The sequence below is a fragment of the Amycolatopsis benzoatilytica AK 16/65 genome, assembly GCF_000383915.1.
Classification (GTDB): Bacteria; Actinomycetota; Actinomycetes; order Mycobacteriales; family Pseudonocardiaceae; genus Amycolatopsis; species Amycolatopsis benzoatilytica.
In genome coordinates this window covers 3,199,565-3,224,816 of sequence record NZ_KB912942.1, presented here as the reverse complement: position 1 = coordinate 3,224,816, position 25,252 = coordinate 3,199,565, and the positions used below count along the sequence as shown (strand labels likewise).

Annotated in this window: 23 protein-coding genes and 1 riboswitch; of the genes, 15 read left to right on the top strand and 8 right to left on the bottom strand. The window is 71.1% G+C overall.

From position 1 onward, the window contains the following. Positions 1-76: 76 nt before the first annotated feature. Positions 77-1,810 carry an ABC transporter ATP-binding protein gene (locus tag AMYBE_RS0114750; protein WP_020660163.1) on the bottom strand — a complete coding sequence of 578 codons (1,734 nt, stop codon included), beginning with the start codon at positions 1,808-1,810 and terminating at the stop codon, positions 77-79. 40 nt (positions 1,811-1,850) lie between these two features. Beyond that, positions 1,851-2,474, bottom strand: coding sequence for a TetR/AcrR family transcriptional regulator (locus tag AMYBE_RS0114745; protein WP_034286999.1), 624 nt, complete (start codon positions 2,472-2,474; stop codon positions 1,851-1,853). 97 nt (positions 2,475-2,571) lie between these two features. Between AMYBE_RS0114745 and AMYBE_RS0114740 the strand changes: the two genes are divergently transcribed. The 4 genes from AMYBE_RS0114740 to AMYBE_RS0114725 all read left to right on the top strand — a co-directional run bounded on the left by AMYBE_RS0114740 (position 2,572) and on the right by AMYBE_RS0114725 (position 5,271). Further along, a complete protein-coding gene (locus AMYBE_RS0114740; RefSeq protein WP_020660161.1) occupies positions 2,572-2,937 on the top strand; it encodes a VOC family protein in 366 nt (121 codons plus the stop codon). Beyond that, positions 2,934-3,878 (top strand): S41 family peptidase, encoded by a 945-nt coding sequence (locus AMYBE_RS41715; protein WP_084470008.1) that lies wholly within the window; start codon positions 2,934-2,936, stop codon positions 3,876-3,878. The genes AMYBE_RS0114740 and AMYBE_RS41715 overlap by 4 nt, the downstream gene beginning before the upstream one ends. Positions 3,879-3,975: 97 nt before the next feature. Further along, positions 3,976-4,866: a non-homologous end joining protein Ku gene (ku, locus tag AMYBE_RS0114730; protein WP_020660159.1), complete on the top strand. Its 891-nt coding sequence runs from the start codon at positions 3,976-3,978 to the stop codon at positions 4,864-4,866. Between the two features lie 198 nt (positions 4,867-5,064). After that, a complete protein-coding gene (locus tag AMYBE_RS0114725) occupies positions 5,065-5,271 on the top strand; it encodes a hypothetical protein (RefSeq protein ID WP_020660158.1) in 207 nt (68 codons plus the stop codon). Between the two features lie 170 nt (positions 5,272-5,441). On the opposite strand, the gene AMYBE_RS44860 is transcribed toward AMYBE_RS0114725, so the two are convergent. Together AMYBE_RS44860 and ahcY are read right to left on the bottom strand one after the other, a co-directional pair. Further along, on the bottom strand, positions 5,442-5,597 hold the full coding sequence (locus AMYBE_RS44860) for a DUF6131 family protein (protein ID WP_020660157.1): 156 nt from the start codon (positions 5,595-5,597) through the stop codon (positions 5,442-5,444). Between the two features lie 146 nt (positions 5,598-5,743). Beyond that, the gene (ahcY, locus tag AMYBE_RS0114715; RefSeq protein ID WP_020660156.1) at positions 5,744-7,204 is read right to left on the bottom strand and encodes an adenosylhomocysteinase; all 1,461 of its coding nucleotides are present in this window, start codon (positions 7,202-7,204) and stop codon (positions 5,744-5,746) included. Positions 7,205-7,317: 113 nt separating this feature from the next. Here ahcY and AMYBE_RS0114710 point away from each other — a divergent pair, with 113 nt between their 5' ends. After that, a complete protein-coding gene (locus AMYBE_RS0114710; RefSeq protein ID WP_034288596.1) occupies positions 7,318-8,073 on the top strand; it encodes a class I SAM-dependent methyltransferase in 756 nt (251 codons plus the stop codon). A 23-nt stretch (positions 8,074-8,096) separates the two neighbouring features. After that, positions 8,097-8,175: riboswitch (S-adenosyl-L-homocysteine riboswitch) on the bottom strand. 57 nt (positions 8,176-8,232) lie between these two features. Here AMYBE_RS0114710 and AMYBE_RS0114705 read toward each other — a convergent pair. The 3 genes from AMYBE_RS0114705 to AMYBE_RS0114695 all read right to left on the bottom strand — a co-directional run bounded on the left by AMYBE_RS0114705 (position 8,233) and on the right by AMYBE_RS0114695 (position 11,296). Continuing rightward, positions 8,233-9,294 (bottom strand): DNA polymerase IV, encoded by a 1,062-nt coding sequence (locus AMYBE_RS0114705; protein WP_051124699.1) that lies wholly within the window; start codon positions 9,292-9,294, stop codon positions 8,233-8,235. 148 nt (positions 9,295-9,442) lie between these two features. After that, positions 9,443-9,712, bottom strand: a complete 270-nt coding sequence (locus AMYBE_RS0114700) for a DUF3040 domain-containing protein (RefSeq protein ID WP_020660153.1) — start codon at positions 9,710-9,712, stop codon at positions 9,443-9,445. A gap of 435 nt (positions 9,713-10,147) precedes the next feature. Beyond that, positions 10,148-11,296 carry an epoxide hydrolase family protein gene (locus AMYBE_RS0114695; protein WP_020660152.1) on the bottom strand — a complete coding sequence of 383 codons (1,149 nt, stop codon included), beginning with the start codon at positions 11,294-11,296 and terminating at the stop codon, positions 10,148-10,150. 100 nt (positions 11,297-11,396) lie between these two features. Between AMYBE_RS0114695 and AMYBE_RS0114690 the strand changes: the two genes are divergently transcribed. Next, positions 11,397-12,032: a GTP cyclohydrolase II gene (locus tag AMYBE_RS0114690; protein WP_020660151.1), complete on the top strand. Its 636-nt coding sequence runs from the start codon at positions 11,397-11,399 to the stop codon at positions 12,030-12,032. A gap of 3 nt (positions 12,033-12,035) precedes the next feature. On the opposite strand, the gene AMYBE_RS0114685 is transcribed toward AMYBE_RS0114690, so the two are convergent. After that, complete coding sequence (locus AMYBE_RS0114685; RefSeq protein WP_020660150.1) at positions 12,036-15,101, bottom strand: discoidin domain-containing protein; 3,066 nt, start codon at positions 15,099-15,101, stop codon at positions 12,036-12,038. Between the two features lie 305 nt (positions 15,102-15,406). Here AMYBE_RS0114685 and AMYBE_RS0114680 point away from each other — a divergent pair, with 305 nt between their 5' ends. The 9 genes from AMYBE_RS0114680 to AMYBE_RS0114640 all read left to right on the top strand — a co-directional run bounded on the left by AMYBE_RS0114680 (position 15,407) and on the right by AMYBE_RS0114640 (position 25,220). After that, positions 15,407-16,171: a sulfite exporter TauE/SafE family protein gene (locus AMYBE_RS0114680; protein ID WP_020660149.1), complete on the top strand. Its 765-nt coding sequence runs from the start codon at positions 15,407-15,409 to the stop codon at positions 16,169-16,171. A 53-nt stretch (positions 16,172-16,224) separates the two neighbouring features. Beyond that, positions 16,225-18,477 carry a xanthine dehydrogenase family protein molybdopterin-binding subunit gene (locus tag AMYBE_RS0114675; RefSeq protein ID WP_020660148.1) on the top strand — a complete coding sequence of 751 codons (2,253 nt, stop codon included), beginning with the start codon at positions 16,225-16,227 and terminating at the stop codon, positions 18,475-18,477. A gap of 1 nt (position 18,478) precedes the next feature. Next, positions 18,479-18,946: a (2Fe-2S)-binding protein gene (locus AMYBE_RS0114670; RefSeq protein ID WP_020660147.1), complete on the top strand. Its 468-nt coding sequence runs from the start codon at positions 18,479-18,481 to the stop codon at positions 18,944-18,946. After that, the gene (locus tag AMYBE_RS0114665; protein WP_020660146.1) at positions 18,943-19,758 is read left to right on the top strand and encodes an FAD binding domain-containing protein; all 816 of its coding nucleotides are present in this window, start codon (positions 18,943-18,945) and stop codon (positions 19,756-19,758) included. The genes AMYBE_RS0114670 and AMYBE_RS0114665 overlap by 4 nt, the downstream gene beginning before the upstream one ends. A 166-nt stretch (positions 19,759-19,924) precedes the next feature. Next, positions 19,925-20,611 (top strand): flavin reductase family protein, encoded by a 687-nt coding sequence (locus tag AMYBE_RS0114660; RefSeq protein WP_020660145.1) that lies wholly within the window; start codon positions 19,925-19,927, stop codon positions 20,609-20,611. A gap of 941 nt (positions 20,612-21,552) precedes the next feature. Beyond that, complete coding sequence (locus AMYBE_RS0114655; protein WP_020660144.1) at positions 21,553-22,404, top strand: ESX secretion-associated protein EspG; 852 nt, start codon at positions 21,553-21,555, stop codon at positions 22,402-22,404. Between the two features lie 47 nt (positions 22,405-22,451). Beyond that, on the top strand, positions 22,452-22,880 hold the full coding sequence (locus AMYBE_RS0114650) for a hypothetical protein (protein ID WP_020660143.1): 429 nt from the start codon (positions 22,452-22,454) through the stop codon (positions 22,878-22,880). Between the two features lie 11 nt (positions 22,881-22,891). Further along, positions 22,892-24,826 carry a WXG100 family type VII secretion target gene (locus AMYBE_RS0114645; protein WP_020660142.1) on the top strand — a complete coding sequence of 645 codons (1,935 nt, stop codon included), beginning with the start codon at positions 22,892-22,894 and terminating at the stop codon, positions 24,824-24,826. Between the two features lie 7 nt (positions 24,827-24,833). Then, entirely contained in the window at positions 24,834-25,220 is a 387-nt protein-coding gene (locus tag AMYBE_RS0114640) for a type VII secretion target (RefSeq protein ID WP_020660141.1), read from the top strand. Positions 25,221-25,252: the final 32 nt, after the last annotated feature.

Genomic DNA, 25,252 nt, shown 5'->3' with positions numbered 1-25,252 from the left:
GCGTTGCGCGCGGCGCTTTTCCGTTCGATCGCGCCCTTGCCGCCCGGCGAAGCGGGCGGGGCCTTGGTCTCCTCGCTCACGCCGCCTCCTGCTCGGTCAGCTGCGAAAGCACGATCTCGTGGTAGGTCTCGTTGGTTTCCATCAGCTCGTGGTGGGTTCCGGTGCCGACGACGCGGCCGTCGTCGAGCACGATGATCCGGTCCGCGCCGCGGATCGTGCTGACCCGCTGCGCGACGATGACGACGGTGGCGTCGTTGATTTCGTCGGCCAGCGCGCGGCGCAGCGCCGCGTCGGTGGCGTAGTCGAGTGCGCTGAACGAGTCGTCGAACAGGTAGATCTCCGGTCGCTGCACCAGCATCCGGGCGATCGCGAGCCGCTGCCGCTGCCCGCCCGAGACGTTCGTGCCGCCCTGCGCGATCGGGGAGTCGAGGCCCTGTTCCATCCGCTCGACGAAGTCCTTGCCCTGGGCTACTTCCAGCGCATGCCACAGCTGCTCGTCGGTGGCCTCGGGGTTGCCGTAGCGCAGGTTGCTGGCGACCGTCCCGGAGAACAGGTACGGCTTCTGCGGAACCATGCCGACCGCGGACGACAGCGCGTCCGGATCGAGCTCGCGCACGTCGACGCCGTCCACCCGGACGCTGCCCGCGGTGACGTCCATCAGCCGAGGGATCAGGTTGAGCAGAGTGGTCTTCCCGCTGCCGGTGCTGCCGATGATCGCGGTGGTCTCGCCGGGCCGGGCGAACAGGGACACGTCCTGCAGGACCGGCCTTTCGGCACCGGGGTAGCGGAACTCGACCGCGGAGATGTCCAGGTGCCCGTTCGCGGCGCCGGCCGGTTTGGGCCGCACTGGCGGGCGCACGCTGGACTCGGTGTCCAGCACCTCGGCGATCCGCTCGGCGCTGACCTCCGCGCGCGGCACCATCATGAACATGAAGCTGGCCATCATGACCGAGGCGAGGATCTGCAGCAGGTAGGCCATGAACGCGGTGACCGCGCCGATCTGCATGCTGCCGCTGTCCACGCGCAGCCCGCCGAACCACAGCACGGCGACCGTGGACACGTTCATCACCAGCATGACGATCGGGAACATCAGCGCCATCAGCCTGCCGACCCGCATCGACACCGCGTACAGGTCGTCGTTGGCGTGGCCGAAGCGTTCCCGCTCGTGGCTGTCGCGGACGAACGCGCGGACCACCCGCACGCCCATGATCTGCTCGCGCAGCACTTGGTTGATCTTGTCCAGGCGCTCCTGCATGAGCCGGAAGCCCGGGCGCATCCGGGTGATCAGCGTGATGACGGCGACGGCCAGCACCGGAACGATCACCACGAGCAGACCGGACAGCGGCACGTCCTGCTGCAGCGCGAGCAGCACGCCGCCGACGCACATGATCGGCGCGGACACCATCAGCGTGAAGGTGAGCCCGGTCAGCAGCTGGATCTGCTGGACGTCGTTGGTGGTGCGGGTGATCAGCGACGGCGTGCCGAACCGGCCGATTTCCCGGGCGGAGAAGTCCTGCACCCGGTGGAAGACGCCGGCCCGGATGTCGCGGCCCACCGCGGCGGCGATCCGGGAGCCGTAGTAGACCGCGCCGATCGACCCGGCGATCTGCACCAGCGTGACGAGCAGCATGAAGCCGCCGGTCCGCATGATGTAGCCGGTGTCGCCCTTGACGAGGCCGCTGTCGATGATGTCGGCGTTGAGCGTGGGCAAGTACAGCCCGGCGATCGTCTGCACCAGCTGCAGCAGCACGACGAGCCACAGCGCGCCCCGGTACGGGCGCAGGTGCATGCGCATGAGTTTGACCAGCACGGTCGGTTTCTCCCCCAGGTGAAGAGTGTTCGGTTCGGGTCTAGCGCGCCGCGGCGGCCGCGGCGAGTGCCGGCATCCCGGCTGCTGCCTCCCGCAGGAGACCGGTGAAGATCGGCAGGAAGTCGTCTTCGACGGCCCCGTTGAGCCAGGTGTCGAAGGCGACGCGGCTGGCGCCTTGCACAATGCTCGCCATCATCCGGGCGTGCAACGGATTTGCCTGCTTGCCCGCCCGCTCGAGGATGGCTTCGGACAGCACGCGTTCGACGGTGGCGTGCGCCCGCAGCATCTCGCTGAACAGCGCGGTGTTCTGCATCATGTCGCGCATCCGCCACACGTCCTCGCGCTGGGGACCGTCGCCCTCGGCGTAGCGGTCGACCGCGGCGTTGACCACGGCCGCCCACAGCGGTTCGTCAGCGGGCCGGGCCAGCAGCGCCTCCCGCACGCGCTCCTGGTGCTCGACGATGAACGAGCAGACTGCCTCCTCCTTGCTCGAGAAATAGTTGTTGAAGGTGCGCGCCGAGACGCCCACCTCGTTCGCGATGTCCTCGACCCGCAGCTGGTCGACGCCCCGTTCGAGGGCGATCCGCAGTGCCGCTTGGGCCAGCGCCTGCCGCGCGGCTCGTTTTTTGCGCTCGCGAAGGCCCACTGGTGCAGTCGAGGTCACGGCGACCAGCGTAGCAGCGAAAGTTGCGGGGTGCGAAAAAATATGCGGAACGCGAAAAGTTTCGGTCTACGCACCCAGTCTATGCCAGGATGAACACATGTTCGAGGGACTGCGCACGATCGTGTATCCGGTCGACGATCTGGCCGCCGCCAAGCAGTGGTGGACCCGGGTTCTCGGCATCGCGCCTTACTTCGACGAGCCGTTCTATGTCGGGTTCAGCGTGCACGGTTACGAACTGGCGCTGGATCCGCAGGGCCGGGCGGAGAACGGCGACGGCCCGGTGACGTACTGGGGCGTGCCGGACGTGGACGAGGCGGTGCGCGGGCTGCTCGGGGAGGGCGCGACCGAGCACGCGAAGGTGACCGACTTCGGCGGCGGGATACGCACCGCACTGGTGCGGGCTCCGGACGGGAACCTGGTGGGGGTGATCGAGAACCCGTACTTCCCGGGCACGCCGGGATGAGGAGGGCGCTCGCCGTGCTGGCGCTGCTCGGCGGCGCGCTGGCCGCCGCCGCGCCAGGACCGGTGCCGGACGCAGCTAGTCCGCAGGCGTATCTGCTGCGGGCGCTGCGTCTGCTGCGCGCGCACTCGATCGACCGGGAGCGGCTGGACTGGCCGCGCACCGAAGCCGACGCAGTGCGGGCCACGGAGGGATTTCTGGTGCCGAGCCAGACCTATCCGGTGATCCGGAAGACGATCGCGGACCTCGGCAATCCGCATACCGTGCTGCTCGATCCGAGCCAGGCTCAGCCGCCCGCGCCGGCGGGGATCCCGGTTCCGCGGAGCCGGGCGGCGGACGCGATCGCGACGCTCGTAATCCCGGGTTTCGTCGCGGATCCGGCGGGGGAGCGGCGTTATCTCGACGCGGGCATCGCGGCGCTGCGGTCGGTGCAAGCGCAGGCGTCCTGCGGCTGGATCGTTGATTTGCGTCGCAACACCGGCGGCGACATGTGGCCGATGCTGACCGTGCTGGCACCGCTGCTCGGCGACGGCGACATCGGCTCGTTCGCCGGTCCGGGGATCGCTTCGAGGGCCTGGTCCGTCCGCGGCGGTCAAGCTCTGCTGGACGGCACAGCAGAGGCGGAAACCAATCCGGTGCGGTTGTCCCGCCCCAAGCCGCCGATCGCCGTCCTGACCTCGCGAGACACCGGCAGTTCGGGCGAGATGACGCTGATCGCTCTGCGCGGACTGGGCCGCAGCGCCGTTTTCGGCGCGCCGACCGCCGGGTACGCGACCGGCAACGAGGTGTACCCGCTCGCCGACGGCGCCAAGCTGCTCGTCACCACCTCAGTCGCGGTGGACCGGACCGGCCGGGCCTGCGGCAACAGCCCGATCCCGCCGGACTTCCCGTCCGCGGATCCGGAAGCCGCCGCCCGGAACTGGTTGCGCGCCCGGTGCGGATAACGCCCTCGACCTGCGACGACTGTCGCAACGCGCCGATCGCGGCTACGGTGGTCACCGAGCGTGAGTACGTACCGGCGACGCGGCGGAGGTGCGCGGCATGCGGTCGATGTGGAAGGGCTCGGTGTCCTTCGGGCTGGTCAGCATCCCGATCCAGCTGTACGCGGCGACCGAGAACAAGAACGTGTCGCTGCGCCAGGTGCACGTCGCCGACGGCGGGCGCATCCGGTACAAGCGGTTCTGCTCGATCGACGGCGAGGAGGTGCCCTACGCCGACATCGCCAAGGGCTACGAGCTGCCGGACGGCGAGATGGTCGTGATCACCGACGCCGACCTGGCCGACCTGCCGCTGCCTACGCAGCATGCGATCGACGTGCTGGAGTTCGTGCCGCTGGAGTCGATCGACCCGATCCGGTTCGATCGCAGCTACTACCTGGAGCCGCAGAAGAACGCGGTGAAGCCGTATGTGGTGCTGCGCGACGCGCTGCAGAAGGCGAGCCACGTCGCGATCGCGAAGGTCGCGGTGCGCCAGCGGGAGAGCCTGGCGCTGCTGCGGGTGGTGGACGACGTGCTGGTGATGACCACCATGCTGTGGGCCGACGAGGTCCGGGTCCCGGATTTCCCGTTCCTGCACGAGGATCCGCCGCAGGTCCGGCCGCAGGAGGTGACGATGGCGGGCTCGCTGATCGACTCGCTGTCCGAGCCGGTGTTCGAGCCGGAGAAGTACTCCGATGCCTACCGCGAGGCGCTCGAGGCGATGATCGAGGCGAAGGCGGGCGGCGGCGAGACCGCCCGCGTGCCGCGGCAAGGGGAGAAGGCCGAGGTCGTCGACCTGATGGCGGCTCTGGAGGCCAGCGTCTCGGCGGCCAAGAAGAGCCGCCGCCCGGCGAAGACGGCGAAGACGGCGAAGTCTGAGGAGACCAAGGAAGCGAAGGCGGAAGACGCGAAGCCGGCGGCGAAGAAACCGGCCCGGCGGTCGAAGAGCGCCTGACCGCGATTTCGCCGCTGTCGTCCGGAAACCCGGTTCGTCACACCGCGTGAGGGGGTTGCACGCAGTTCACCGGACCGAGTGGGCCGACACGCCGCCGGTTTTCCCGGGCCGCCGCTTTTCCAGTGGTACCAAGGAGCCGTCCGGTCCGGGAGTTTCGGGGCCGGCGGCCACGAACACCGAAGCGGAAGGCGGCTGAGCATGGAGTGCGCGTTCTGCACCAGCAAACTCGACCACTGTCACGGCACCCTGGTGGTGCACCCGGACCACGGATTCGCCGAGTGCACCGACCCGTCCTGCACCGACCTCGACCGGGTCCGGCACGGGCTGATCATCGACTGTCACACCCTGGACGCGGACTGCGCCTGCACCGGGGCGGCGAAACCGTTGCTGCGCCAGGCTTCCTGACCTTCGTCGACCCTGGGTGCGGCGGCCCGCCCGGCCGCTGATCTCTACCCGATCGGGTAGGCGGCCGTGTACAAGCTGCTTGGCGATGTGCTAACACTACCGGGGGTCCTTCGGCTCTCCCTCCCCCTCGGAGCCGGAGGACCCCTTTCGTGCCGGTACTCCCTTTCGCATCAGTACCAATGCGCGCGGCCGCCGATCCGGCGGCCGGTCGCCCCGGCCACGGCCAGCACCGCGCCGGCGACGGCCAGGATGATCCCGATCGTCCAGAGGACCGGGATGCTGAAGAGGAATCCGAGGACGAGCAGAATAACTCCGAGAACGAGCACGAGGCGGTCTCCTTCGAACAGTGGATCGCCGCCGGGCGGATGCCGGGCAGTCGGTGCGCGCCCTTCACGGATCTCCCGTCCGGCCCGGGCGGAAACGGCGGCATTCGGACCAGTCGCTGCTCCGTTCGGGGGTATCCGGTCCCCGGTCAGTACCGGTAGTGGTCCAGTTTGTACGGACCGTCGACATCGACGCCGAGGTAGTCCGCCTGCTGCTTGCTCAGCTTCGTCAGCCGCACGCCCAGCGCGTCGAGGTGCAGCCGGGCGACCTTCTCGTCCAGCTGCTTCGGCAGCCGGTGCACGCCGGTCGGGTACTCGCCTGGCTTGGCGAACAGCTCGATCTGCGCGAGCACCTGGTTGGCGAACGACGCGGACATCACGAACGACGGGTGCCCGGTCGCGTTGCCGAGGTTCATCAGCCGGCCCTCGGACAGCACGATGATCGCGTGCCCGTCCGGGAACCGCCAGGTGTGCACCTGCGGCTTCACCTCGGCCTTCACCACGCCGGGCATTCGCGCGAGGCCGGCCATGTCGATCTCGTTGTCGAAGTGGCCGACGTTCGCGACGATCGCCTGATGCTTCATCCGGGACATCTGCGCGGCCGAGATGATGCCGAAGTTCCCGGTGGTGGTCAGGAAAATGTCCGCGCGCTCGACGACGTCGTCCAGTTCGACCACCTCCAGCCCGTCCATCGCCGCCTGCAGCGCGCAGATCGGGTCGATCTCGGTCACCGCGACCCGCGCGCCCTGCCCGCGCAGTGCTTCGGCCGCTCCCTTGCCGACGTCGCCGTATCCGCACACGACGGCGAACTTGCCGCCGATCATCACGTCGGTGCCGCGGTTGAGGCCGTCCGGGAGCGAGTGCCGGATCCCGTACTTGTTGTCGAATTTCGACTTGGTGACCGAGTCGTTGACGTTCATCGCCGGGAACAGCAGCGCGCCGGAGGCGGCGAGCTGGTAGAGCCGCTTGACGCCGTTGGTGGTCTCTTCGGTGACTCCGCGCATGCCGGCGGCGATCCGGGTGAACCGCCGGGGATCGGCGGCGAGGCTGGCCGCCAGGGTCCGCAGGATGATCCGGTACTCCTCCGGGTCGTCCTCGTGCGGGGCGGGCACCGCGCCGGCCGCTTCGAACTCGGCTCCCTTGTGGACGAGCAGGGTGGCGTCGCCTCCGTCGTCCAGGATCATGTTCGCCGCCTCGCCGCCGGGGAAGCGGAACAGCTGGTCGGTGCACCACCAGTATTCCTCGAGGGTTTCGCCCTTCCAGGCGAAGACCGGAGTGCCTTCCGGGTGTTCTGGCGTTCCGTCCGGACCGACGACGACCGCCGCGGCGGCCTCGTCCTGGGTGGAGAAGATGTTGCAGGACACCCAGCGCACCTGCGCGCCGAGCGCTACCAGGGTTTCGATCAGCACCGCGGTCTGCACGGTCAGGTGCAGCGACCCGGCGATGCGCGCGCCCTTGAGCGGCTGAGTCGGGGCGAATTCGCGGCGGATGGCCATCAGTCCGGGCATCTCGTGCTCGGCGAGGTCGAGCTGGGTGCGTCCGGCCGCGGCGAGCGACAGGTCGGCGACGGCGAATTCGAGACCGTCGACAGTGCGCGAGGCGGGTGCCATGAGCGTTCCTTTCCAGGGCTTTCCGGGTTTTTCGAGCAGGGCGAAACGCGGACGCGGCGAGCGGCGTCCGAAAGGTGAGGCGGGCAGAACCGGATCAGGCGAGAATGCCGGGCATGGGCGAGCGCGCGCTGAGTTTCGGGCAGGTGGCCGAGTCGTACGAGCGGTACCGGCTGGGGTATCCGGCCGAGCTAGCCGATACGGTGCTGGCCTACGCGGGCAAGCCGGTCCGGGCCGCCCTCGAAATCGGTGCGGGCACCGGGAAAGCGACCAGGCTGTTCGCGGCGCGGGGGATCGCGGTCACCGCGACTGACCCGGATCCGGCGATGCTCGCCGAACTGCGCAAGCGGGTGCCCGGCGTCGAAACGCGGGAAGCGGCGCTGGAGGATCTGCGGTCGCAGCGGCGGCACGACCTGGTGTACGCGGCCGCGGCGCTGCACTGGACAGACGAGGACCGGCGATGGCCGCGGATCGCCGCGCTGCTCGCGCCCGGCGGGACGTTCGCTTCCTTCGGCAGCCCGGCCCGTCCGGCTGATCCCGTTGTGGCGCAAGCGATCCAAGTCGCGCTCGCGCCGTTTGCGGAAAGCGACGAGATCCCGTCGCCGGACGGCACGCCGGCCGGTGACGAGCTGCAGTGGCCGGGCACGGAGCTCGACCGGTCCGAGCTGTTCGCCGACGTCCGCCAGGTCGTCCTCGCGCGGCGGCTGACGGTGCCCGCGGGCGAGTACGTCGCCCGGCTGTCCACCGTTTCGGCCTACCTGATGCTGCCGATTCCGGTGCGGGAAAGGGTTTTCCAGCGGATCCGGGACGTTCTCCCGGAGACCGTCGAAGTCGTCGCCGACCTGACGCTGCATCTCGCCCGGCGGCTCTGAGCGAAACACTGACCACACCTCCTGGACAGGAGGCGCCCTTCATCGAGAACTCTCGCAGGCCGAGCGTGGCGGGGAATCCCCGTCGCAGCGCCTCTCGGCCCGGAGCCGCGCCTCCGCGGGCGCGTCGGTTTCCACCATGGCAAGGCAGGTCCGGACCTGTCAAGCGCGCGGGAACTCCGCGCGGACCCCGAGCAACCGCACCGGTTTGCCGAAGTCGAAGCGGTCCAAGAGGGTTCGCGCGGCCGCGGCGAGCACCGCCGGATCCGACGACGGTGCGGGCAGCGTCACGCTGTGGGTGTGCGTCAGGAACGGCGCGAACCGCACCTTCACCGCGACGCGTGCCGCGGGGCGGCCCTCGTCCGCGACATCGCGGGAGACGCGTCCGGCGAGGGTCTCGATCTCCGCGGCGATGGCTTCCGGATCGGTCAGGTCCTGCTGGAATGTTGTTTCCCTGCTTCGGGAACGGGCCACGTAAGGGGTCGCGCTGACCTCGGCGTCGCCGATGCCGCCGGCGAGCAGCCGATACCACGGGCCCAGCCGCGGGCCGTACTTCGCGGCCAGCGCGGCCGGATCCGCGCCGGCGAGGTCGAGAACGGTGCGGTAGCCGGCTTCGGCGAGCTTCTTCGCGGTCTTGCGGCCGATGCCCCACAACGCGTCGGTGGGCCGCTCGGCCATCACGTCCCACCAGTTCGCCTGGGTGAGCCGGTAGACGCCGGCCGGCTTCGCGAAACCGGTGGCGAGCTTGGCGCGGAGCTTGTTGTCGCCGATGCCGACCGAACAGGACAGCCCGGTCTCATCGGCGACGCCGCGGCGGATGTCCTCGGCCAGCGCTTCCGGGTCGTCGACGCCCGCGCCGAGGAACGCCTCGTCCCAGCCGAGCACCTCGACGACCACCGGGAACTCGCGCAGCCGGGCCATCACGCGCTCGGATACTTCCTGGTAAGCCGGGGCGTCGACGGGCAGGAAAACGGCGTCCGGGCAGCGTTTCGCGGCCAGCCGGAGCGGCATGCCGGAATCGATGCCGAACTTGCGCGCCTCGTAGGAGGCGGTGGCGACGACGGCGCGTTCGGCCGGGTCGCCGTTGCCGCCGACGATCACCGGACGGCCGCGCAGCTCCGGCCGCCGCGAGACCTCGACGGCGGCGATGAACTGGTCGAGATCGACGTGCAGGACCCAGTCGGACACCGGACCAGTGTGCGGTGCGGCGGGGAGGGTGCGCATCCGGAACCGGGCGGATTTTCAGCCGCGCCGGACGCGGCGGCAGCTGCCTGCGGTCCGGAAGGGACAAACACGGCACCGGCCGGGTGACGTTGACCGCCCATCCGCGTGTGGTTCGGCTGGCAGCCGAAGCCCGACGAGGCAGCGCGGGTCAGTGGCGGTCGTGGCTGCGGGCCAAGTGCGCCGAAACCCCGCCTACCGCGGCGAAAGCCGCGCACACGGTCAGCACCGGGTTGCCGCTGACCAGCCCCGCGACGAAGAGACCGGCGGCGGAAAGGTCGAGCAGCACAGCGAAGACCGTGAGCAGTGCCGCGGACTGCGCCGGTTTGCCCCGGCGCAGTGCAGCGGCCAGCTCGGGATCGCTGGTCTCGAACCAGCGCTCGATCTTGTCCAGCTCGACGCGCTCGTGGTGACTGAGCATGGAGGTCTCCTTCGACGGCCGCGGTGCCGTCGCCGGAGAGGTACCCGGGCGGCCCGCGTGCGAATCGCGCCCTGCCGGATTCACCCGGGTGTCTGAGCAGCACCCCGTGGGCGAGCCCGCGAGCTCACCGTCCGTGCCGGGCGTACGGCCGGTCGGCGGGCGAAGCGCGGAGGCTGGGACCGGCCCGGTCACGAGCAGTCAGAACCGGACCGTCCACAATGGCCGCGCAGCGGCCGGGACGCGGTCCGGGCCGCGTTCTGCCACCGGACCTGACGCAGTCTCGTCACTGCGAGTTACCTCACCGGGGTCGGGTCGCTCCAAGGGGAGCGTCGGTGCGCGCGGACCAGCTGATCGGCAGCCGGTACCGGCCGCTCGAACGGGTCGGCGGCGGCCCGTGGTCCGCGGTGATGCTCGGGCGAGGGTCCGCGGTCGCTCTCAGGTGGTGCGGTAAGGGCGGAAGAAATCGCGCAGTTCTTGGGCGTACAGCTCAGGTTGTTCGAAGGGGGCGAAGTGGCCGCCTCGTTCTGGTTCGGTTGCCCGCACCGTGTTGGCGATGCGGTCCAGCCAGCTGCGCGGGGCTCGGACCAGGTCGGCGGGGAAGATCGAGAAACCGGACGGGACCTCTACGCGGCGGGCGTACTGTTCCGGCGGAATCGCTCCGTTGGCACGGTACATCCGCATGGCGGAGCCGATGGTGCCGGTCAGCCAGTAAATGGTGACGTTGGTGAGGATTTCGTCTTTGCTGAAAGCGTTTTCCACGTCGCCGTCGCAGTCGCTCCAGGTGCGGAGTTTTTCCACGATCCAGGCGGCCAGGCCGGCGGGGGAGTCCGTCAGGCCCACCGCGGCGGTCTGCGGCTTGGTGCGGTGCAGAGCGGCGTATGCCCCTTCGGCCGCGCCCCAGGCCGCGGCTTCGCCGAGCCAGTCCCGTTCTTCCGGCGTGAGGTCGTCGGGGGCGAAAGCGGGCAGGCCGCCGTCCATCCGATGCACCGCCACCACCCGGTCCGGGCAATTCAATGCCAGGAAACGGCTGACGCTGCTGCCGATGTCGCCGCCCGCCGCGGCGAAGCGCGGGTAGCCGAGTGCGGTCATCAGATCGGCCCACAAGGCGGCGACGGCGATCGAATCGGGGGTTTTCGCCGCCGGCCGGTCGGAGTAGCCGTAGCCGGGCAGGTCGGGGACGATCACGTCGAACGCGTCCGCCGGGTCGCCGCCGTGCGCGGCCGGGTCAGTGAGAAGCGGGATGACTTTCGTGTACCGCCAGAACGAGTCCGGCCAGCCGTGGGTGAGGATCAGGGGCAACGCGGAGCCGGGCGGCGCGGCGGCACGGGCATGGACGAAGTGGATGCGCGAATCGCCGAGCCGGACCCGGTAGCGCGGCAGCCGGTTCAGCTCGGCTTCTTGGGCCGGCCAGTCGAACCCGTCGGCCCAGTAGCCGATCAGCTCGCGCAGGTAGTCCAGGTCCACGCCTTGCGCCCAGCCGTCCTCCGGGGAGTCCGGCCAGCGGGTCGCGCGCAGGCGGGAACGCAGGTCGGCGAGTTGGGCGGGGTCGGTTTCGGAGGCGAACAATTCCGGGCTCTCGGCCATGCCCGCGAGCCTACGTGATCTCGGCCGCACCCCGAGACGGCGTTTCCCGCGCCCGGTTTGGGTAAGGTCGGAACGGGTCGAGGGGGAAAGGAGTCGCTGGATGACGACAGTTCCTTCGGTGCGGACGCGCGTGCGGATCCCGCTCCGGTTCGGGGCCGCGCCCGCGGTCGACGCGGAGGCGGTCACCTTCGCCGGGTTGTCCGACGGGCTCGAACATCTCGCCTTCGTGCTGGGGAAACCCGGTCCGGTGCCGCTCGTGCGGCTGCACTCGGAATGCCTCACCGGCGACGTTTTCGGCTCGGCGCGCTGCGACTGCGGTCCCCAGCTGGAAGAGGCGGTCGGACGGATCGCCGAAGCAGGCGGGTACTTGGTCTACTTGCGACAGGAAGGCCGGGGAATCGGGCTGTACAACAAGCTCGACGCCTACGCGTTGCAGGACGCCGGCCTGGACACGTACGCCGCGAACTCCGCGCTCGGCCTGCCCGAGGACGCACGCGACTACACGGCGGCCGCGCAGATGCTCCGCGTGTTCGGCGTCGGGCAGCTGGACCTGTTGTCCAACAACCCGGACAAGGCGGCGCAGCTCGAACGGCACGGCATCGCGGTCCGCGACCAGGTGCGCACTGGGGTTTTCGCGAACGAGAACAACGTGCGGTACCTGCGTGCGAAGGCCGAGCAGACCGGGCACACGCTGGCGTTGCCGCAGCCGGACAGCTGGGCCGGGTCGGCGGTGTGACGGTCAGGTCCGGGCGGAGACCCGGATCAGGGCGGCATCGGCGGTGCGCCAGTCCGTGGTGCGGACGGCCAGATAGCGGACCGGGCCGGAGACGGGCACCGAAACCGTGCGTTTCCGGTCCGGCCGGGCCGCCTCGGCGTAAGTGAGGCCGTCGGTACTGGTCTCCAGGACGGCACCCGGCACGCGGCCGGGCGTCCAGGCGAGTTCGACCGTCCGGATCGGCAGGGCCGCGCCCAGGTCCACGACCATCCGGCCGTCGGGGCCGGGCTGCCAGGCAGTCGTCCCGTTGTCGTCGACCGCGGCGTCCGGGCTGGTCATGCCCGGTGGCAGCGGTTCGGCAGGGAACGTCACGGCGCCCAGGGCACGGTCGTCCAACGGGTACGGGCGGACTCCGCCGATGACGACCGGCACGGTGCGGCCGGGCGGTACGGCGACGGTTCGCGGGGTCCCGCCGGCCGGGGTCACCGTGACCGGGAACGGTCGCGGGCCGGGCGGGCCGGTCAGCTCGACGCGGCTCGCGTCGTGCACGACGGCCCGCAATCCGGCGGGGACGGTTCCGCTGAGCGCGAAGCGCGGCGGTTCGATCCGGGCTTCGGCGGGGGACAGGTCGTATTCGGCTTCGGTGCCGGTCGAGCGGACCGTCTGCGCGCCGCGGTACAGGCGGATTTCCCGGCGATCTCGGGGTAGCGCAACGGTTCCGGTCGCCTCGGCGGTGGAAAGGTTGGCCAGGAACAGGAATCCGTCGGTCACGGTGGCATGGATTCCGGTCGCGGCGGCGCGCGGCCGGGCAGCCAGCTTCGGCAGGTCGGCGCGGCCGGGATACAGCTCGGCGAGCAACGGCGCGGCGGGACCGTCGGAGAGGGTCACCCGGTCGTTCGTCACGGTGAGCGGATTCGGGCCGGCGACGACTAGTCCGGCCCGGCTGTCGATGTCCAGCCAGCCGCCGGTGCTGCGCAGCGCGGGCGTCGGGTAGGTCGCGACCGGAGTCCACGACGCGCCGTCGGCGGAGGTTTCGATCCGGTACTTCCGTCCGGCGGCGGCTTCCCAGCTCAACCGGACGCGATCGAGGCGGCGGGGCGCGCCGAGATCGACGGCCAGCCAGCTGTCCGCGCGTCGGCGGTCCGAGGTGGACACCGCCCAGCGGGTCGAGGAGTTGCCGTCGGTGGCGTACTTGGCCTCCTTGCCCGGGGAGGCGGAAGAAGCGGAAGCCGTTCCAGCCGGTGCCAGGTCGGCGCCGTCGCCGTCGCGGACCTCGAAGGACCAGAGCGAATAGCCGTACTGCGGATCTGGTTCGACACCGAGCATCCGGACGTGCCGCGCGGTCGTGGGAGCGAAGACCAGGTCGTCGGTGCGGGCGCCGCTCGGTGCTTGGAGAGTGACGGTGCCTTCGGCGGCCGTGTAAGCGCGGGTGCCGTCGAGTCCCGGAATGCCGGGCATGGACAGGTTGTAGACGTCGAGCACGCCTTCGCCCGGCGCCACGCCAGTGCTGGCGTAGACCGCGGTTCCGGTCGGGAGGGTCGCGAGCGCGGCGTAGCCGGAGTCGAAGCGGAGTACGCCGACGGTCCCGTCGAATCCGTCCCGGATCTTCCGGTACGCCGTGGTGTGGCGTTCCCGGACCGGGACGTCGGTGGTGGGCAGCAGCATCGGGTTGGCGCCGCCGAGGACGAACAGCCAGTCGTCATGGTTGGGCTGCCACGCGAATTTGACGAACCCCGGTTTGCTGACAGTCGCGGCCCAGGCGGCTGGGGAGCGGTGCGCGAGCAGGCCGGGTCCGGGCCCGAAATCCTTGGCGTCGCTGGCCCGTGTGTCGAATTCTTCCTTGCCGACTGGGGAGATCGGCCCGCCGTGCTGTGCGCGCCACTCGTGCAGCAAGTAGCTGATGGCGAGTTCGGCGCGCGCTTCCGGTTCGTACTTCGGTTCGCCGGAGAACTTCGTGATCCGGTCGACCGGCGGGTACGCCTGATATGGCTCCAGCCGGGCGGCCAACTGCGCTTCCGCGTAGGCGGCGAAGCGGTCGCCGAGGACTTGCGCGCGGAAGGCGAGCGGGATGGCGTCGCGGCCGTAAAGGTGCTCGCGGTCGGCGACCATCGGCATGAGCGGTTCGCCGGCGTCGCTGGTCATCAGGAGCATGGTGCGCCACAGCAGTTCGCCGTTCGGCTGCGCGGTGAGGACTTCGGGCAGCGGCGTTCCAGCGGCCAGGAAGTGCATCGCGTTGCGGCCGGAGGTGCGCCAGAGTTCTTCCTGGTAGTGCGGGCCGAACGAGCCGTGGTTCTCGACCAGGAACGTGTCGTACAGGTTGGCGGCGGTGTTGTCGCTGACCGGTTTTCCGTCCACCAGGCGGGGATTCGCCTGGTCGGCGGCGGGCAGCCCGCCTTCGTTGCGGCTCCACGCGCCGAACGCCGCGCGCCATTCCGGCGCGCGGGGATCCTGCGGCGCCCAGGCGAGCGCGGGCGCGAGGGATTGCGCGTAGACGCCCATTTCTTCGAGTTTCGTGTCGCCGACGTAGCCGCCGCGCAGCCCGTTCGGCGTCCAGTCGCCGGAGGCCGGGTCGTTGCCGGTGCCGAGGCTGGCGGTGTAGGCGGCTTGTTCGGTGGCGATGCGCTCGACGTTCCGTCGCGTGACAGCGTCCAGGTCTGTCCACAGCAGACGCGCGGCGAGCTGGAAGTACGACTGGAACGTGGTGTCGAAGAAGAGCCTCCGGCCCCATTCGGCTCCGCCGGTGAGCCGGTTGGAGGCGGCGAAGTGGCTGATCGTGGCGAGCGTGTGCGCGCGGAGCGTTTCGCGGTCGACTCCGGCGACGGCGGCGTCGTAGCCGGGGCGGGTCAACAGGAGGGCGTTGCCGAGCACTACGGCGAAGGTGAAGTCGCGGGCCGGGTAGATGCCGGCGGCAGGGTCGAATTGCTGCTCGGCCCAGCGGGTGTGCCGGAGGAGGACCCGCAGGTAGGTCGCGGCGACCGGATCGGGCGCGGACGAGGCGGGCTGACCGGCGTGCGCCAGGTCCGGCGCCGACGCGAGCAGCGCGGCAGCGCCGGCGAGGGCGAACACTTGCCGCCGGGTGAGCCTGGCCATCTGCGCCTCCGGAGCCTGACAACCTTGTCAGCGGGATTCTGTGCGGCGCCCAGCAGCCGGGCAAGCTCCGGGCCGGATTTCGTCCGGTTTCGGACAAGTGCGGACGAGTAGTGTATAACGATATATACGGTCCGGCGAGGGTGGGGGAGCCTGTTGACCCAGGCGGCGAGCGGGTGCCTCGCGCGGGCCTGACACGCTTCGACCCGGACGGCGAACGAAGCGCCCCACGCGCGCGGCAGGCTCTGCTGGACAGCCGGGCCGACCCGGTGCCGCTCTCCCGGTACCCGCCGTGTTGAGATGACAACGTGATCATCGGCCCTGGCGGACTTCTGCTGCTCGTGGTGGCCGGCGTCGGGGCCGGTCTCACCGGCGCGACCGCCGGGCTCGCCTCGCTGGTGTCCTACCCGGCGCTGCTCGCCGCCGGGCTGCCGCCGGTCACCGCGAACATGACCAACACCGTCGCGATGCTCGGCACCACCGCCGGAGCCGCCGCCGGCGCACGTCCGGAGCTGAAGGGGCAGGGCCGGCACCTGCTGCCGCTCTGCCTCATCACCACGGCGGGTGGTGCGTGCGGCGGGCTCGTCCTGCTGGTCAGCTCGCCGGACGCCTTCACCGTCGTCGTGCCCTGGCTGATCGGCGGCGCGTCGATCCTGCTGATGGCCGGTCCGAAGCTGCGCCGGATGGCCGAACGCCGCGAGCACCACGGCATCGGCCCGCTGACCGGGATCGCCGCGTTCCTCGTCGGCGTCTACGGCGGATATTTCGGGGCCGCGGCGGGCGTGCTGATGCTCGCGCTGCTGACCACGGTCTGGAGCCAGTCGCTTGCTCGCACGAACGCCGCCAAGAACATCGCCACCGGCACCGCGAACCTGATCGCCGCGCTCGTCTTCGCTTTCACCGGCAAGGTGTTCTGGCCCGCCGCGATCGCGGTCTGTCTCGGCTCGGTGGCGGGCTCGTGGCTCGGTTCGGTGCTCGTGCGCTACCTTCCCGCGACGCCGCTGCGGATCGCGATTGGCCTCGGCGGGCTCGCTCTCGCAGCGGTTCTCGCTTGGCAGGCCTACTCGGGCTGACGCGGGGACGCGGGAACAGGCATAGTCGGCGGGGTACCCAAGCAGGAGGACAGATGAGCATTGTCGGCACCCGGGTGGTGCGCGTCGAAGACGAGAAGCTGATCACCGAGGGCGGAACGTACGTCGACGACCTGAGGGAAGAGTCGCTCGCCGGCGCGGTCCACGCGGTTTTCGTGCGCAGCCCGATCGCGCACGCGCGGGTCACCGGGATCGACGCGGAGGAAGCCCGCACCGCGCCGGGCGTGGTCGCCGTCTACACCGCGGCGGAGCTGGACCTCGAGCCGGGCAAGGCGGGGCCGGTTCCCGAGCCGTACCTGGCCGGCGACGTCGTGCGGTACGTGGGGGAGCCGGTCGCGCTGGTCCTCACCGAGGAGCGCTACCAGCTCGCGGACGCGGCGGAGCTGGTCGACGTGGACTACGACCCGCTGGACGCGGTCGCGGACTTCGACGGCGCGCTCGCCGGTGAGACGCTGGTGTTCCCGGAGCAGGGCAGCAACGTCGTGCAGGTGCACGGCATGGAGGAGTTCGACGACTCGGTCTTCGCGGACTGCGACGTCGTCGTCACCGAGGAAATCCTGAACCAGCGCGTCGCGCCGGCGCCGCTCGAACCGCGCGGCGCGTCCGTCGCGTGGGGCGAGGACGGCCGCGTCACGCTGTGGCTGTCCACGCAGAACGCGCAGATCGCCCGCGGCACGGTGGCCGCCGGGCTGGGCATCGACAACGAGCTGGTGCGGGTCATCGTGCCGGACGTCGGCGGCGGCTTCGGCGCGAAGATCGGCGCCGACCCGGAGGCGACATTGCTCGCCTGGGCGGCGAAGAAGTCCGGCCGCGCGGTGCGGTGGGCCGAGTCGCGCAGCGAGAATCTGACCTCGATGACGCACGGCCGCGCGCAGCGCAACACCGTCACCATCGGCGGCAAGCGCGACGGCACGGTGCTGGCGTACCGGCTGGACGTGCTCCAGGACGCCGGCGCGTACCCGCGCGCGCTGTTCCTGCCCACGCTCACCGAGCTGATGGCGCCAGGCGTGTACCGGTTCCCGACCGTGCAGACCCGCAGCCGCGGTGTCGTCACCACGACCACGCCGATCGCGGCCTACCGCGGAGCGGGACGGCCGGAGGCGACCGCCGCGGTCGAGCGTGCGATGGACCTGTTCGCGGCGGAGATCGGGATGGACCCGGCGGACGTGCGGCGGGTCAACTTCATCCGGCCGGACGAGTTTCCGTACACGACGCCGACCGGCGGCTCGTACGACACCGGCGAGTACGCCGCGGCCCTGGACAAGGTGCTCGCGGCGGCGGGCTACGCGCAGCTGCGCGAGGAGCAGGAAGCGCGCCGCGCGTCCGGCGACCCGGTCGCGCTGGGCCTCGGCATCGCCACGTACGTGGAGATCACCGGCGGCGACGGCGGTGGCGAGAGCGGCCGGGTCGACGTGCACGAGGACGGCTCGATCACCGCGTGGACCGGCAGCTCGCCGCACGGCCAGGGGCTCGGCACCTCGCTGGCGATGCTGCTGTCCGACCAGCTCGGCGTGCCGATGGAGAAGATCACCGTCCGGCACGGCGACACCGACGAGGTCCCGCGCGCGATCGGCACGTTCGGCTCGCGGTCGCTGCAGCTCGGCGGCTCGGCGATCCGGCGGGCCGCCGAGGAGGTCGTGGCGCAGGCCCGCCAGGTCGCCGCTGAGCTGCTCGAAGCCGCGCCGGAGGACTTGGAGCTGGACGTCGAACGCGGCGTCTGGCAGGTCCGCGGCGCCCCGTCGTCGGCCACCCTGGACTGGGCCCGGGTGGCCGGCGAGGCCGGCGGCTTCACCGCCGACGTCTGGTTCGGCGACGGCTCGCCGACGTTTCCGTTCGGCGCGCACCTCGCAGTGGTCGAGGTCGACACCGAGACCGGGAAGGTCGAGGTGCGCCGGCTGGTCGCGCTGGACGACGCCGGACCGATCGTCAACCCGCTGACGTTCCGCGGCCAGCGGCACGGCGGGCTCGGCCAGGGCATCGCGCAGGCGCTGCTCGAGGTGATGAGCTACGACGCGGACGGCAACCCGACGACCGCCACGCTCGCCGACTACTCGTTCGTCACCGCGACCGAGCTGCCGGACTTCGAGCTGGTGGACATGGAGACGCCGACGACCCGGAACCTGCTGGGAGTCAAGGGGATCGGCGAGGCGGCGACGATCGGCTCGACGCCCGCGGTGCACAACGCGGTGGTCGACGCGCTCGGCCACCTCGGGGTGCGGCACCTGGACATGCCGACCACTCCGCTGCGGGTGTGGACGGCCCTCAACGATGCTAGGAAGGCGAACTGACGTGCAGGTCTCGATCGAGGTGAACGGCCAGAAGACCGCCGCGGAGGTGCCCGACCGCACCCTGCTCGTGCACTACCTGCGGGACACCGCGGGCCTCACCGGCACGAACATCGGCTGCGACACCACGTCCTGCGGGGCGTGCACGGTGCTGCTCGACGGCGAGTCGGTGAAATCCTGCACGGTGCTGGCCGCGCAGGCCGACGGGCACGAAGTGACCACTGTGGAGGGTCTGCGCGGCGAGGACGGCCTGCACCCGGTGCAGCGTGCGTTCCGCGAGCAGCACGGCCTGCAGTGCGGGTTCTGCACGCCCGGCATGATGATGGCGACGGTGTCGCTGCTGAAGGAAAACCCGAAACCGACCCGGGAACAAGCGCGCGCCGCGCTGGAGGGCAACCTCTGCCGCTGCACGGGCTATCACAACATCGTGAGCGCCGTGCTCGACGCGTCCGGGCAGGAGGTGGCGCAGTGATCCCGGCCGGTTTCTCCTACCGTCGCGCGTCCACTGTGGACGAAGCGCTCGCGCTGCTCGCCGAACACGGAGACGACGCGAAGCTGCTCGCCGGCGGGCATTCGCTGCTGCCGCTGATGAAACTCCGGTTCGCCGCGCCGGAGATCGTGGTGGACATCGCGCCGCTGCGGGAGCTCAAGTTCGTCCGGCTGGACGGCGACGAAGTCGTGATCGGCGCTCTCTCGCGCTATCACGACCTGCAGCACGACCCGGTGCTCGCCGAGCACGCGCCGCTGCTGGCGCACGTGTCCGGCTCGGTCGGCGACCCGCAGGTCCGCCACCGCGGCACCATCGGCGGCTCGCTGGTGCACGCCGACTCGGCCGCCGATTTGCCCGCGGCGGTGCTGGCGGCGGACGCGACGCTCGTGGCGCGCGGCCCATCGGGGGAGCGGCGCATCCCGGCCGCGGAGTTCTTCCTCGGCCCGTTCACCACTCCGCTGGAGCCGGACGAGCTGCTCACCGAGATCCGCCTGCCGAGCCAGGCGGGACTGGGCTGGGGCTTCGAGAAGTTCACCCGCCGGGCCATCGACTGGGCGATCGTGGGCGTCGCGGTCACCGGCCGCTCGGTGGGCCTGATCAACATGGGCGGCACCCCGCTGCGCGCGACGGCGACCGAACGGGCGCTGGCCGACGGGGCCAGCGCGGCGGAGGCGGCGAAGCTGGCGGCGGACGACACTTCGCCGCCGGAAGAGCCGCACGCCACGGCGGAGTACCGGAAACACCTGGCCCGGGTGCTGACCGGCCGGGCGCTGGCGAGCGCGGGAATCGCCTGACGGTTCCGCTCCCGTCCGGGCGGGAGACGTCCGTGAAGGGCCCCTTGCCGGAATCCTATTCCGGCAAGGGGCCTTTCACCGCGTCAGTGCGGGTGCGAGCCGGGCGTGATCGCGAGGGCGGATTTCCGCCAGCGCCCCGTGCCGCCCGCTGGCCAGACTTGGCGGTGTGAAAACGACTTTTCCCGCCCACACGGCAATCGAGCCCGGCATCCTGTACTTCGGCACCCCGGTCGTCCTGCTCTCCACGTCCAATGAGGACGGTTCGGCCAACCTGGCCCCGATGTCGTCGGCGTTCTGGCTCGGCTGGCGCGCGATGCTCGGCCTCGGCGCCCGGTCCAAGACCACGCAGAACCTCATGCGCACGCGCGAATGCGTGCTGAACCTCCCGTCGTCGGCGCTGGCCGCCCAGGTCGACCGGCTCGCGATGACCACCGGGTCGGATCCGGTGCCGGCGGCGAAGGTGAAGCGCGGCTACTTCCACGTCGGCGACAAGTTCGGCCGGGCAGGGCTGACCCCGGTGCCGTCCGAGACGGTCGCGCCGCCTCGGGTGGCCGAGTGCCCGGTGGCGATGGAGGCGGTGCTCGAGGCGGTCCATCCGTTCGCCGAGGACGACGAGTCCCAGCGCGGCGGCATCGTCGGGCTGGAGGTGCGCGTGCAGCGGGTTTTCGTGCACGACGACATCCGGCTGGCCGGCACCGACGACCACGTCGACCCGGACGCCTGGCGGCCGCTGATCATGAGTTTTCAGAAGCTGTACGGGCTCGGGCCGCAGGTGCACGAGTCGACGCTGGCGCAGATTCCGGAACGGCTCTACCGCTCGCCGGACATCGAGCGGGCGCGCGGGATCTCCTGACCGGACGGCCCTCGGGCGGGCGAGCGGGCGGTGAAGGCGATGGACGCGGCTGCTCCGCCCGCGCGCCCGACGCCGGCTGGAACACCGCGACCTGGCCAGCTCCGCTCCTGGTCGATCGCCGGTGCGGTCGGCGGTCCTGGCGGCGGTGGTCGACCACTGGCCGTGGGCGGCTGCGGTGCTCGCATGCCTCCGGGCGAGGGCCGATCCGGGAGTTGCCCGCCCGCTGCGGCTGCCAGCGCATCCGCGGGGCCGCCGTGTCCAGGCCCGCTCGGGCCGCCGACCCAGGACCGCCGAGGATCTGACAATTCCGCCCCGCACCGCGCTGACCCCGCACCGCGCTGACCCCGCACCGCACCGAAGACGCGCTGCCCCCGAACCGCGAACCCGCCGCAGAAGCTCGCCACGCCCGGAAGCGACCGGCAGAATACCGGCAGACTTCCGGCAGGTTCCGGGCCGTGCACCCGCCGCGCACCGGCAGAACACCGGCATAACACCGGCAGGTTCCGGTGAACCTCAGGCGAATGTCCGGCGAACCGCTGGCCCGCCCCGCCGCCGTCGCGAGCCGGCCGCGCGGAGTCCGTTTCCCGGCCATCGGCGAGTCCACTGTGGAGCGACGAGCTGCGGAAACGCCCCTCCGCGGCGGCCCGCCGCAGGCCCTCGGCCGGTCGCGGCGGCGGTTGTCCGTCCACCGGAAAGGAGGAATCGCCGTCCCGTCGACGACGCCCGTCAACCGGATCGCGCGGCGAAACCGCAGGTCATGTCTCTTAGGACACCGCTGCCGGTACATTGGGGCAGCCGCCCGTGTGGTGATCACTTGTCAACCTCGGGCTGATACTCTTTCCCCATTGCGAATCCCTGGTACGGCAACGCAATTCGGCACCACGATCGGGTGATGCCGGAGCGGTCGTGCCGGACCCGGATGTGGGAAGGATGCACTCGGGATGGCGGACAGGTTCGAGTTCGTTCTCGACGTCGTCGAAGCGTTGGTGATCGGAGAGGCGACCGGCGGCAACATCCGCCAGTTCCCGCTGCGGATCGGTTCCCTGCCCTCGGACCCGGCACGGTTCGTGCAGGTCGCGAAGAAGGTGAACGACTCGGTCGAGGAGCGCCGGCTTTCCGTCGGCGACGACTTGCGGCCGTCCGTGCGGACCGCCTTCGAGCTGCTCGCGAAGCCGCGGGTGTCGGTCGCGGTCAGCGGCGTCGACGGCCTCGGCGCGGACATCGCCGTGCTCGCGCTCACCGACGGCCGGCAGGCGCTCGGGATCACCCAGGACCCGAAGACCGACCAGCTGCTGTTCTCGCTGTTCGCCGACGAGGAACTGGTCGAGGTCGTCGCCGGGGTGCTGCCCCGGGCGCGGCCGGCCAGCACCGGCGCGGCGACCGTCCGCCAGGCGGCTTCGCAGGAAGTGTCCGCGATGACCGCGCGCCGCCGGGCCGAGGCGGCCGAGGACGAGGAAGAGACCGACGCGTTCGGGATGATCGAGGTCAGCGGCCGGGTCGAGGCGCGCCGTCCGGACCCGCGGGTCTCCCGGGCTCCGGCCGGCGGCGTCGAGGTGCTCGAGCGGGTGCTCGCCCAGCCGCGCCTCGGCGGCGGCCAGATCTCGGTCACCGGCTGGGGCAGGCACGGCGAGCGGCGCGGCGGGACCCCGCTCGGCTGGCTCGACACCGCCGACGGCCGCTACCTGATCAAGTCCGAGGTCAGCCCGGCGGGCGACCTGACCGCCGATTACCTCCCGGCCGGGCACCGCGACCTGGCCCGCGCTGTCCAGCAGGCCATTTCCGCAGTTTACTGATCGTTTCCGGCACAACGGAGAAAGCTCACAAGGAGACCGAGGTCCCGATGACCGACGAGGTACCCGCCGAAATGGTCCAGCGGACCAAGATGACGGCGTCCGTTCCGATGGTGGAGGCGCGCCAGCTCAGGACGCTGGCCTCGCAGGGCTCGTTCGCGGTGGACGACACCACCGGCGACAAGATGATCGCCGCTCTCGAAGGCGTCGTCGACGCGCTGCAGGCACGCTGGAGCGCGCTGCAGAAGGTGGGCCGGACCCCGCAGATGTCGGACAGCCCGGCCGCGCAGTGGGTGAGCAAGCAGATGACCGACACCGCGGCCGACCAGCAGGGCCTGCTCACCCAGCTGCAGGCGGCCAAGGACGCGTTCCCGACCTACGTCGAGGCGATCCGGCTCGCGAAGCAGAACTACAAGGACCGCGAGCACACCTCCCGGGAAACGTTCAAGACCATCGGCCGCTCCGAAGAGCTGAGCTGAAAGGGACAATCGTGGCCGACACCGATAACAAGCAGCCGACGAAAGAGTCCGTCTCCGACCCGAAGTCGACGGACTACAACCCCTCCAGCCCGCTCTACGACATGACGCTCGACCCGCAGTCGAAGTACTACATCGGCCCGGTCCGGCCGGACGACCTGCGCTCCGGCGACGAGCTGCGCAACCAGGCCACCAACTGGGTCGACAACCTGTTCAACGGCTGGCTGTTCCCGAAGGTCGACGAGAAGACGCACGACAAGCTGGTGCAGTCGATGTACCAGGCCAACCTGGAGAACGCGAAGAAGAACCTCGGCGACGGGCTCGAGATGCGCGACCCGGGCGCGGCGCCGCACAGCGACTGGAAGAACGCGACGCACGAGCAGATGGTCCAGGCCATCACGACCAACGCCGACCCGGCCGCGGTCGGCGAGTCGTCGGAGGAGTGGGTGAGCATCGGCAACGAGCTCGCCACCCACCAGCAGAACCTGGGCGACGCGATCAACGCGAGCGCGGCGGACTGGAAGGGCTCCGGCGGCGACGCGGCCCGCGTGCACATGGCCAACGTCGCCAAGTGGCTCGGCTCCACCGCGCAGGGCGCTACCCTCACCGGGCGCCAGCAGGAGATCCACTCGCAGGCGCTCAACGAGACGCAGAAGGCGATGCAGGCCAATCCGCCGGTGCAGTTCTCGGCGCAAGAGGCCAACGCCAAGCTGATGACGATCAAGGACCCGGTCCAGTACGTCCAGGCGTACTCGGCCGACATGAAGACCTACAACGAGCAGCAGGCCGCCCGCGAGCAGGCCGCGCAGATCATGACCCAATACGACCAGACCGTCGGCGGTGCGGTGGCGACGCCGCGGTTCGCCGAGCCGCCCGCGCTCCCCGCCGAGACCGCCCGGCTGCAGCCGGCGCTCATGGGCAGCCCGGCCGGCGGCGGCGCGGGTGCGCCCGGCGGCGTCGGCCCGGACGGCCAGCCGCTCGGACCGGACGGCCAGCCGCTCGGCGGCGGGAACATCCCCGGCCAGCGGATCGGCCCGAACGGGCAGCTGATCGGTCCGGACGGCCAGCCACTCGGTTCCGGCGGCGGCTCCGGTTCCGGCGGCCCCGGCGGCAGCACGCACGGCAGCGGCGCGAAGATCCCGGAGATCGGCGGCAGCGGCGGGAGCGGCGGGAGCGGCTCCTTCGGCGGCCCCGGCGGGTCGATCCCCGGCGGGCACTCGGGCGACCCGGGCAGCACGCGAACGTCGGGCTGGACCCCGCCCACGCTGCCGCCGATCCCGAGCGGCCCGACCGGCACCGGCCCGAACATGCCGAACCTCCCGCCGATCCCCGGCGGCGGCGGGCCCAACTCGCCGGGCTTCACCCCGCCGCCGTTCACCCCGCCGACCATCGGCCCGGACGGGAATCCGAGCACGTACAAGCCGACCCCGTTCAAGATGCCGCCCATCCCGAGCGGCCCCAACGGGATCAAGGGCAACCCGTACGAGCCGTCGCCGTTCAACCCGCCGAAGATCGGTCCGGACGGCAAGCCGCTGAACATCACCGGTCCGGGCGGGGAGAAGATCTCCGGCTCCAACCTCGGCAAGATCGGCGGCGTCAACGGCGAGAGCATCAGCAGCCGGCTCGGCGGAGGCGGCTCGGGCGGCCTCGGCGGCCGGGGCATGGGCTCGGGCGGTCCGGGCTCGATGTCCGGCGCGGCCGGGTCCGGCGCGGCAGCCGAGGAAGCGGCCGCCGCCCGGGCGGCCGGCGCCGCCGGAGCGGGCGGCAAGGGTGCCCCCGGATCTCCTGGCATGGGGGCCATGGGCGGTGCCAAGGGCGGCAAGGGCCAGGAGGACAAGGAACACAAGATCGCCAGCTACGTCGAGTCGGACGACCCGTCGTTCTTCGCGCCGGACGAGGTCGTGGCCCCGCCGGTGATCGGCGACTGGAAGAACAAGGACTGGAAGTGAGGCGGGGATGACCGCAGGCGGATTCCGCGTAGAGCCGGACGATCTGATGGCGCACGCGAGCCATCTGGACGGGCTGGTGGACCGGCTGAACACCGCGTCGCAGGCGGCGGACTACGCGATGTCCGACGACGCGTATGGGCTGCTTTGCGCGTTCCTCCCGCCGATCATCAATCCGACCGGCGAGAAGGCCAAGGAAGCGATCGGCTCCGCGGTCGAGGGTGTGCAGGCGACCTCGGACAACGTCCGGACGGCGGCGAAGTCGTACCAGGACGGCGACGAGGGCGAATCGCAGCCGTTCAAGAAGGTCGACGCGGAGACCGACGGGGCGCTGAGCGTCGGAGACCAGATGCGGAACCGGTTCCGGGTCGGCGGCGTGCAGCACTCGGAGGCGTAGCCGAGGCGCTCGCCGGCCGGGCCGGGGCCGTC

What these genes read in the sequence shown, in the direction of transcription:
- AMYBE_RS0114740 (WP_020660161.1), top strand. Translation starts at nt 2,572, where the DNA reads ATGTTCGAGGGACTGCGCACGATCGTGTATCCGGTCGACGATCTGGCC.
- AMYBE_RS41715 (WP_084470008.1), top strand. Translation starts at nt 2,934, where the DNA reads ATGAGGAGGGCGCTCGCCGTGCTGGCGCTGCTCGGCGGCGCGCTGGCC.
- ku (WP_020660159.1), top strand. Translation starts at nt 3,976, where the DNA reads ATGCGGTCGATGTGGAAGGGCTCGGTGTCCTTCGGGCTGGTCAGCATC.
- AMYBE_RS0114725 (WP_020660158.1), top strand. Translation starts at nt 5,065, where the DNA reads ATGGAGTGCGCGTTCTGCACCAGCAAACTCGACCACTGTCACGGCACC.
- ahcY (WP_020660156.1), bottom strand. Translation starts at nt 7,204, where the DNA reads ATGGCACCCGCCTCGCGCACTGTCGACGGTCTCGAATTCGCCGTCGCC.
- AMYBE_RS0114710 (WP_034288596.1), top strand. Translation starts at nt 7,318, where the DNA reads ATGGGCGAGCGCGCGCTGAGTTTCGGGCAGGTGGCCGAGTCGTACGAG.
- AMYBE_RS0114705 (WP_051124699.1), bottom strand. Translation starts at nt 9,294, where the DNA reads ATGCGCACCCTCCCCGCCGCACCGCACACTGGTCCGGTGTCCGACTGG.
- AMYBE_RS0114700 (WP_020660153.1), bottom strand. Translation starts at nt 9,712, where the DNA reads ATGCTCAGTCACCACGAGCGCGTCGAGCTGGACAAGATCGAGCGCTGG.
- AMYBE_RS0114695 (WP_020660152.1), bottom strand. Translation starts at nt 11,296, where the DNA reads ATGGCCGAGAGCCCGGAATTGTTCGCCTCCGAAACCGACCCCGCCCAA.
- AMYBE_RS0114690 (WP_020660151.1), top strand. Translation starts at nt 11,397, where the DNA reads ATGACGACAGTTCCTTCGGTGCGGACGCGCGTGCGGATCCCGCTCCGG.
- AMYBE_RS0114685 (WP_020660150.1), bottom strand. Translation starts at nt 15,101, where the DNA reads ATGGCCAGGCTCACCCGGCGGCAAGTGTTCGCCCTCGCCGGCGCTGCC.
- AMYBE_RS0114675 (WP_020660148.1), top strand. Translation starts at nt 16,225, where the DNA reads ATGAGCATTGTCGGCACCCGGGTGGTGCGCGTCGAAGACGAGAAGCTG.
- AMYBE_RS0114655 (WP_020660144.1), top strand. Translation starts at nt 21,553, where the DNA reads ATGGCGGACAGGTTCGAGTTCGTTCTCGACGTCGTCGAAGCGTTGGTG.
- AMYBE_RS0114650 (WP_020660143.1), top strand. Translation starts at nt 22,452, where the DNA reads ATGACCGACGAGGTACCCGCCGAAATGGTCCAGCGGACCAAGATGACG.
- AMYBE_RS0114640 (WP_020660141.1), top strand. Translation starts at nt 24,834, where the DNA reads ATGACCGCAGGCGGATTCCGCGTAGAGCCGGACGATCTGATGGCGCAC.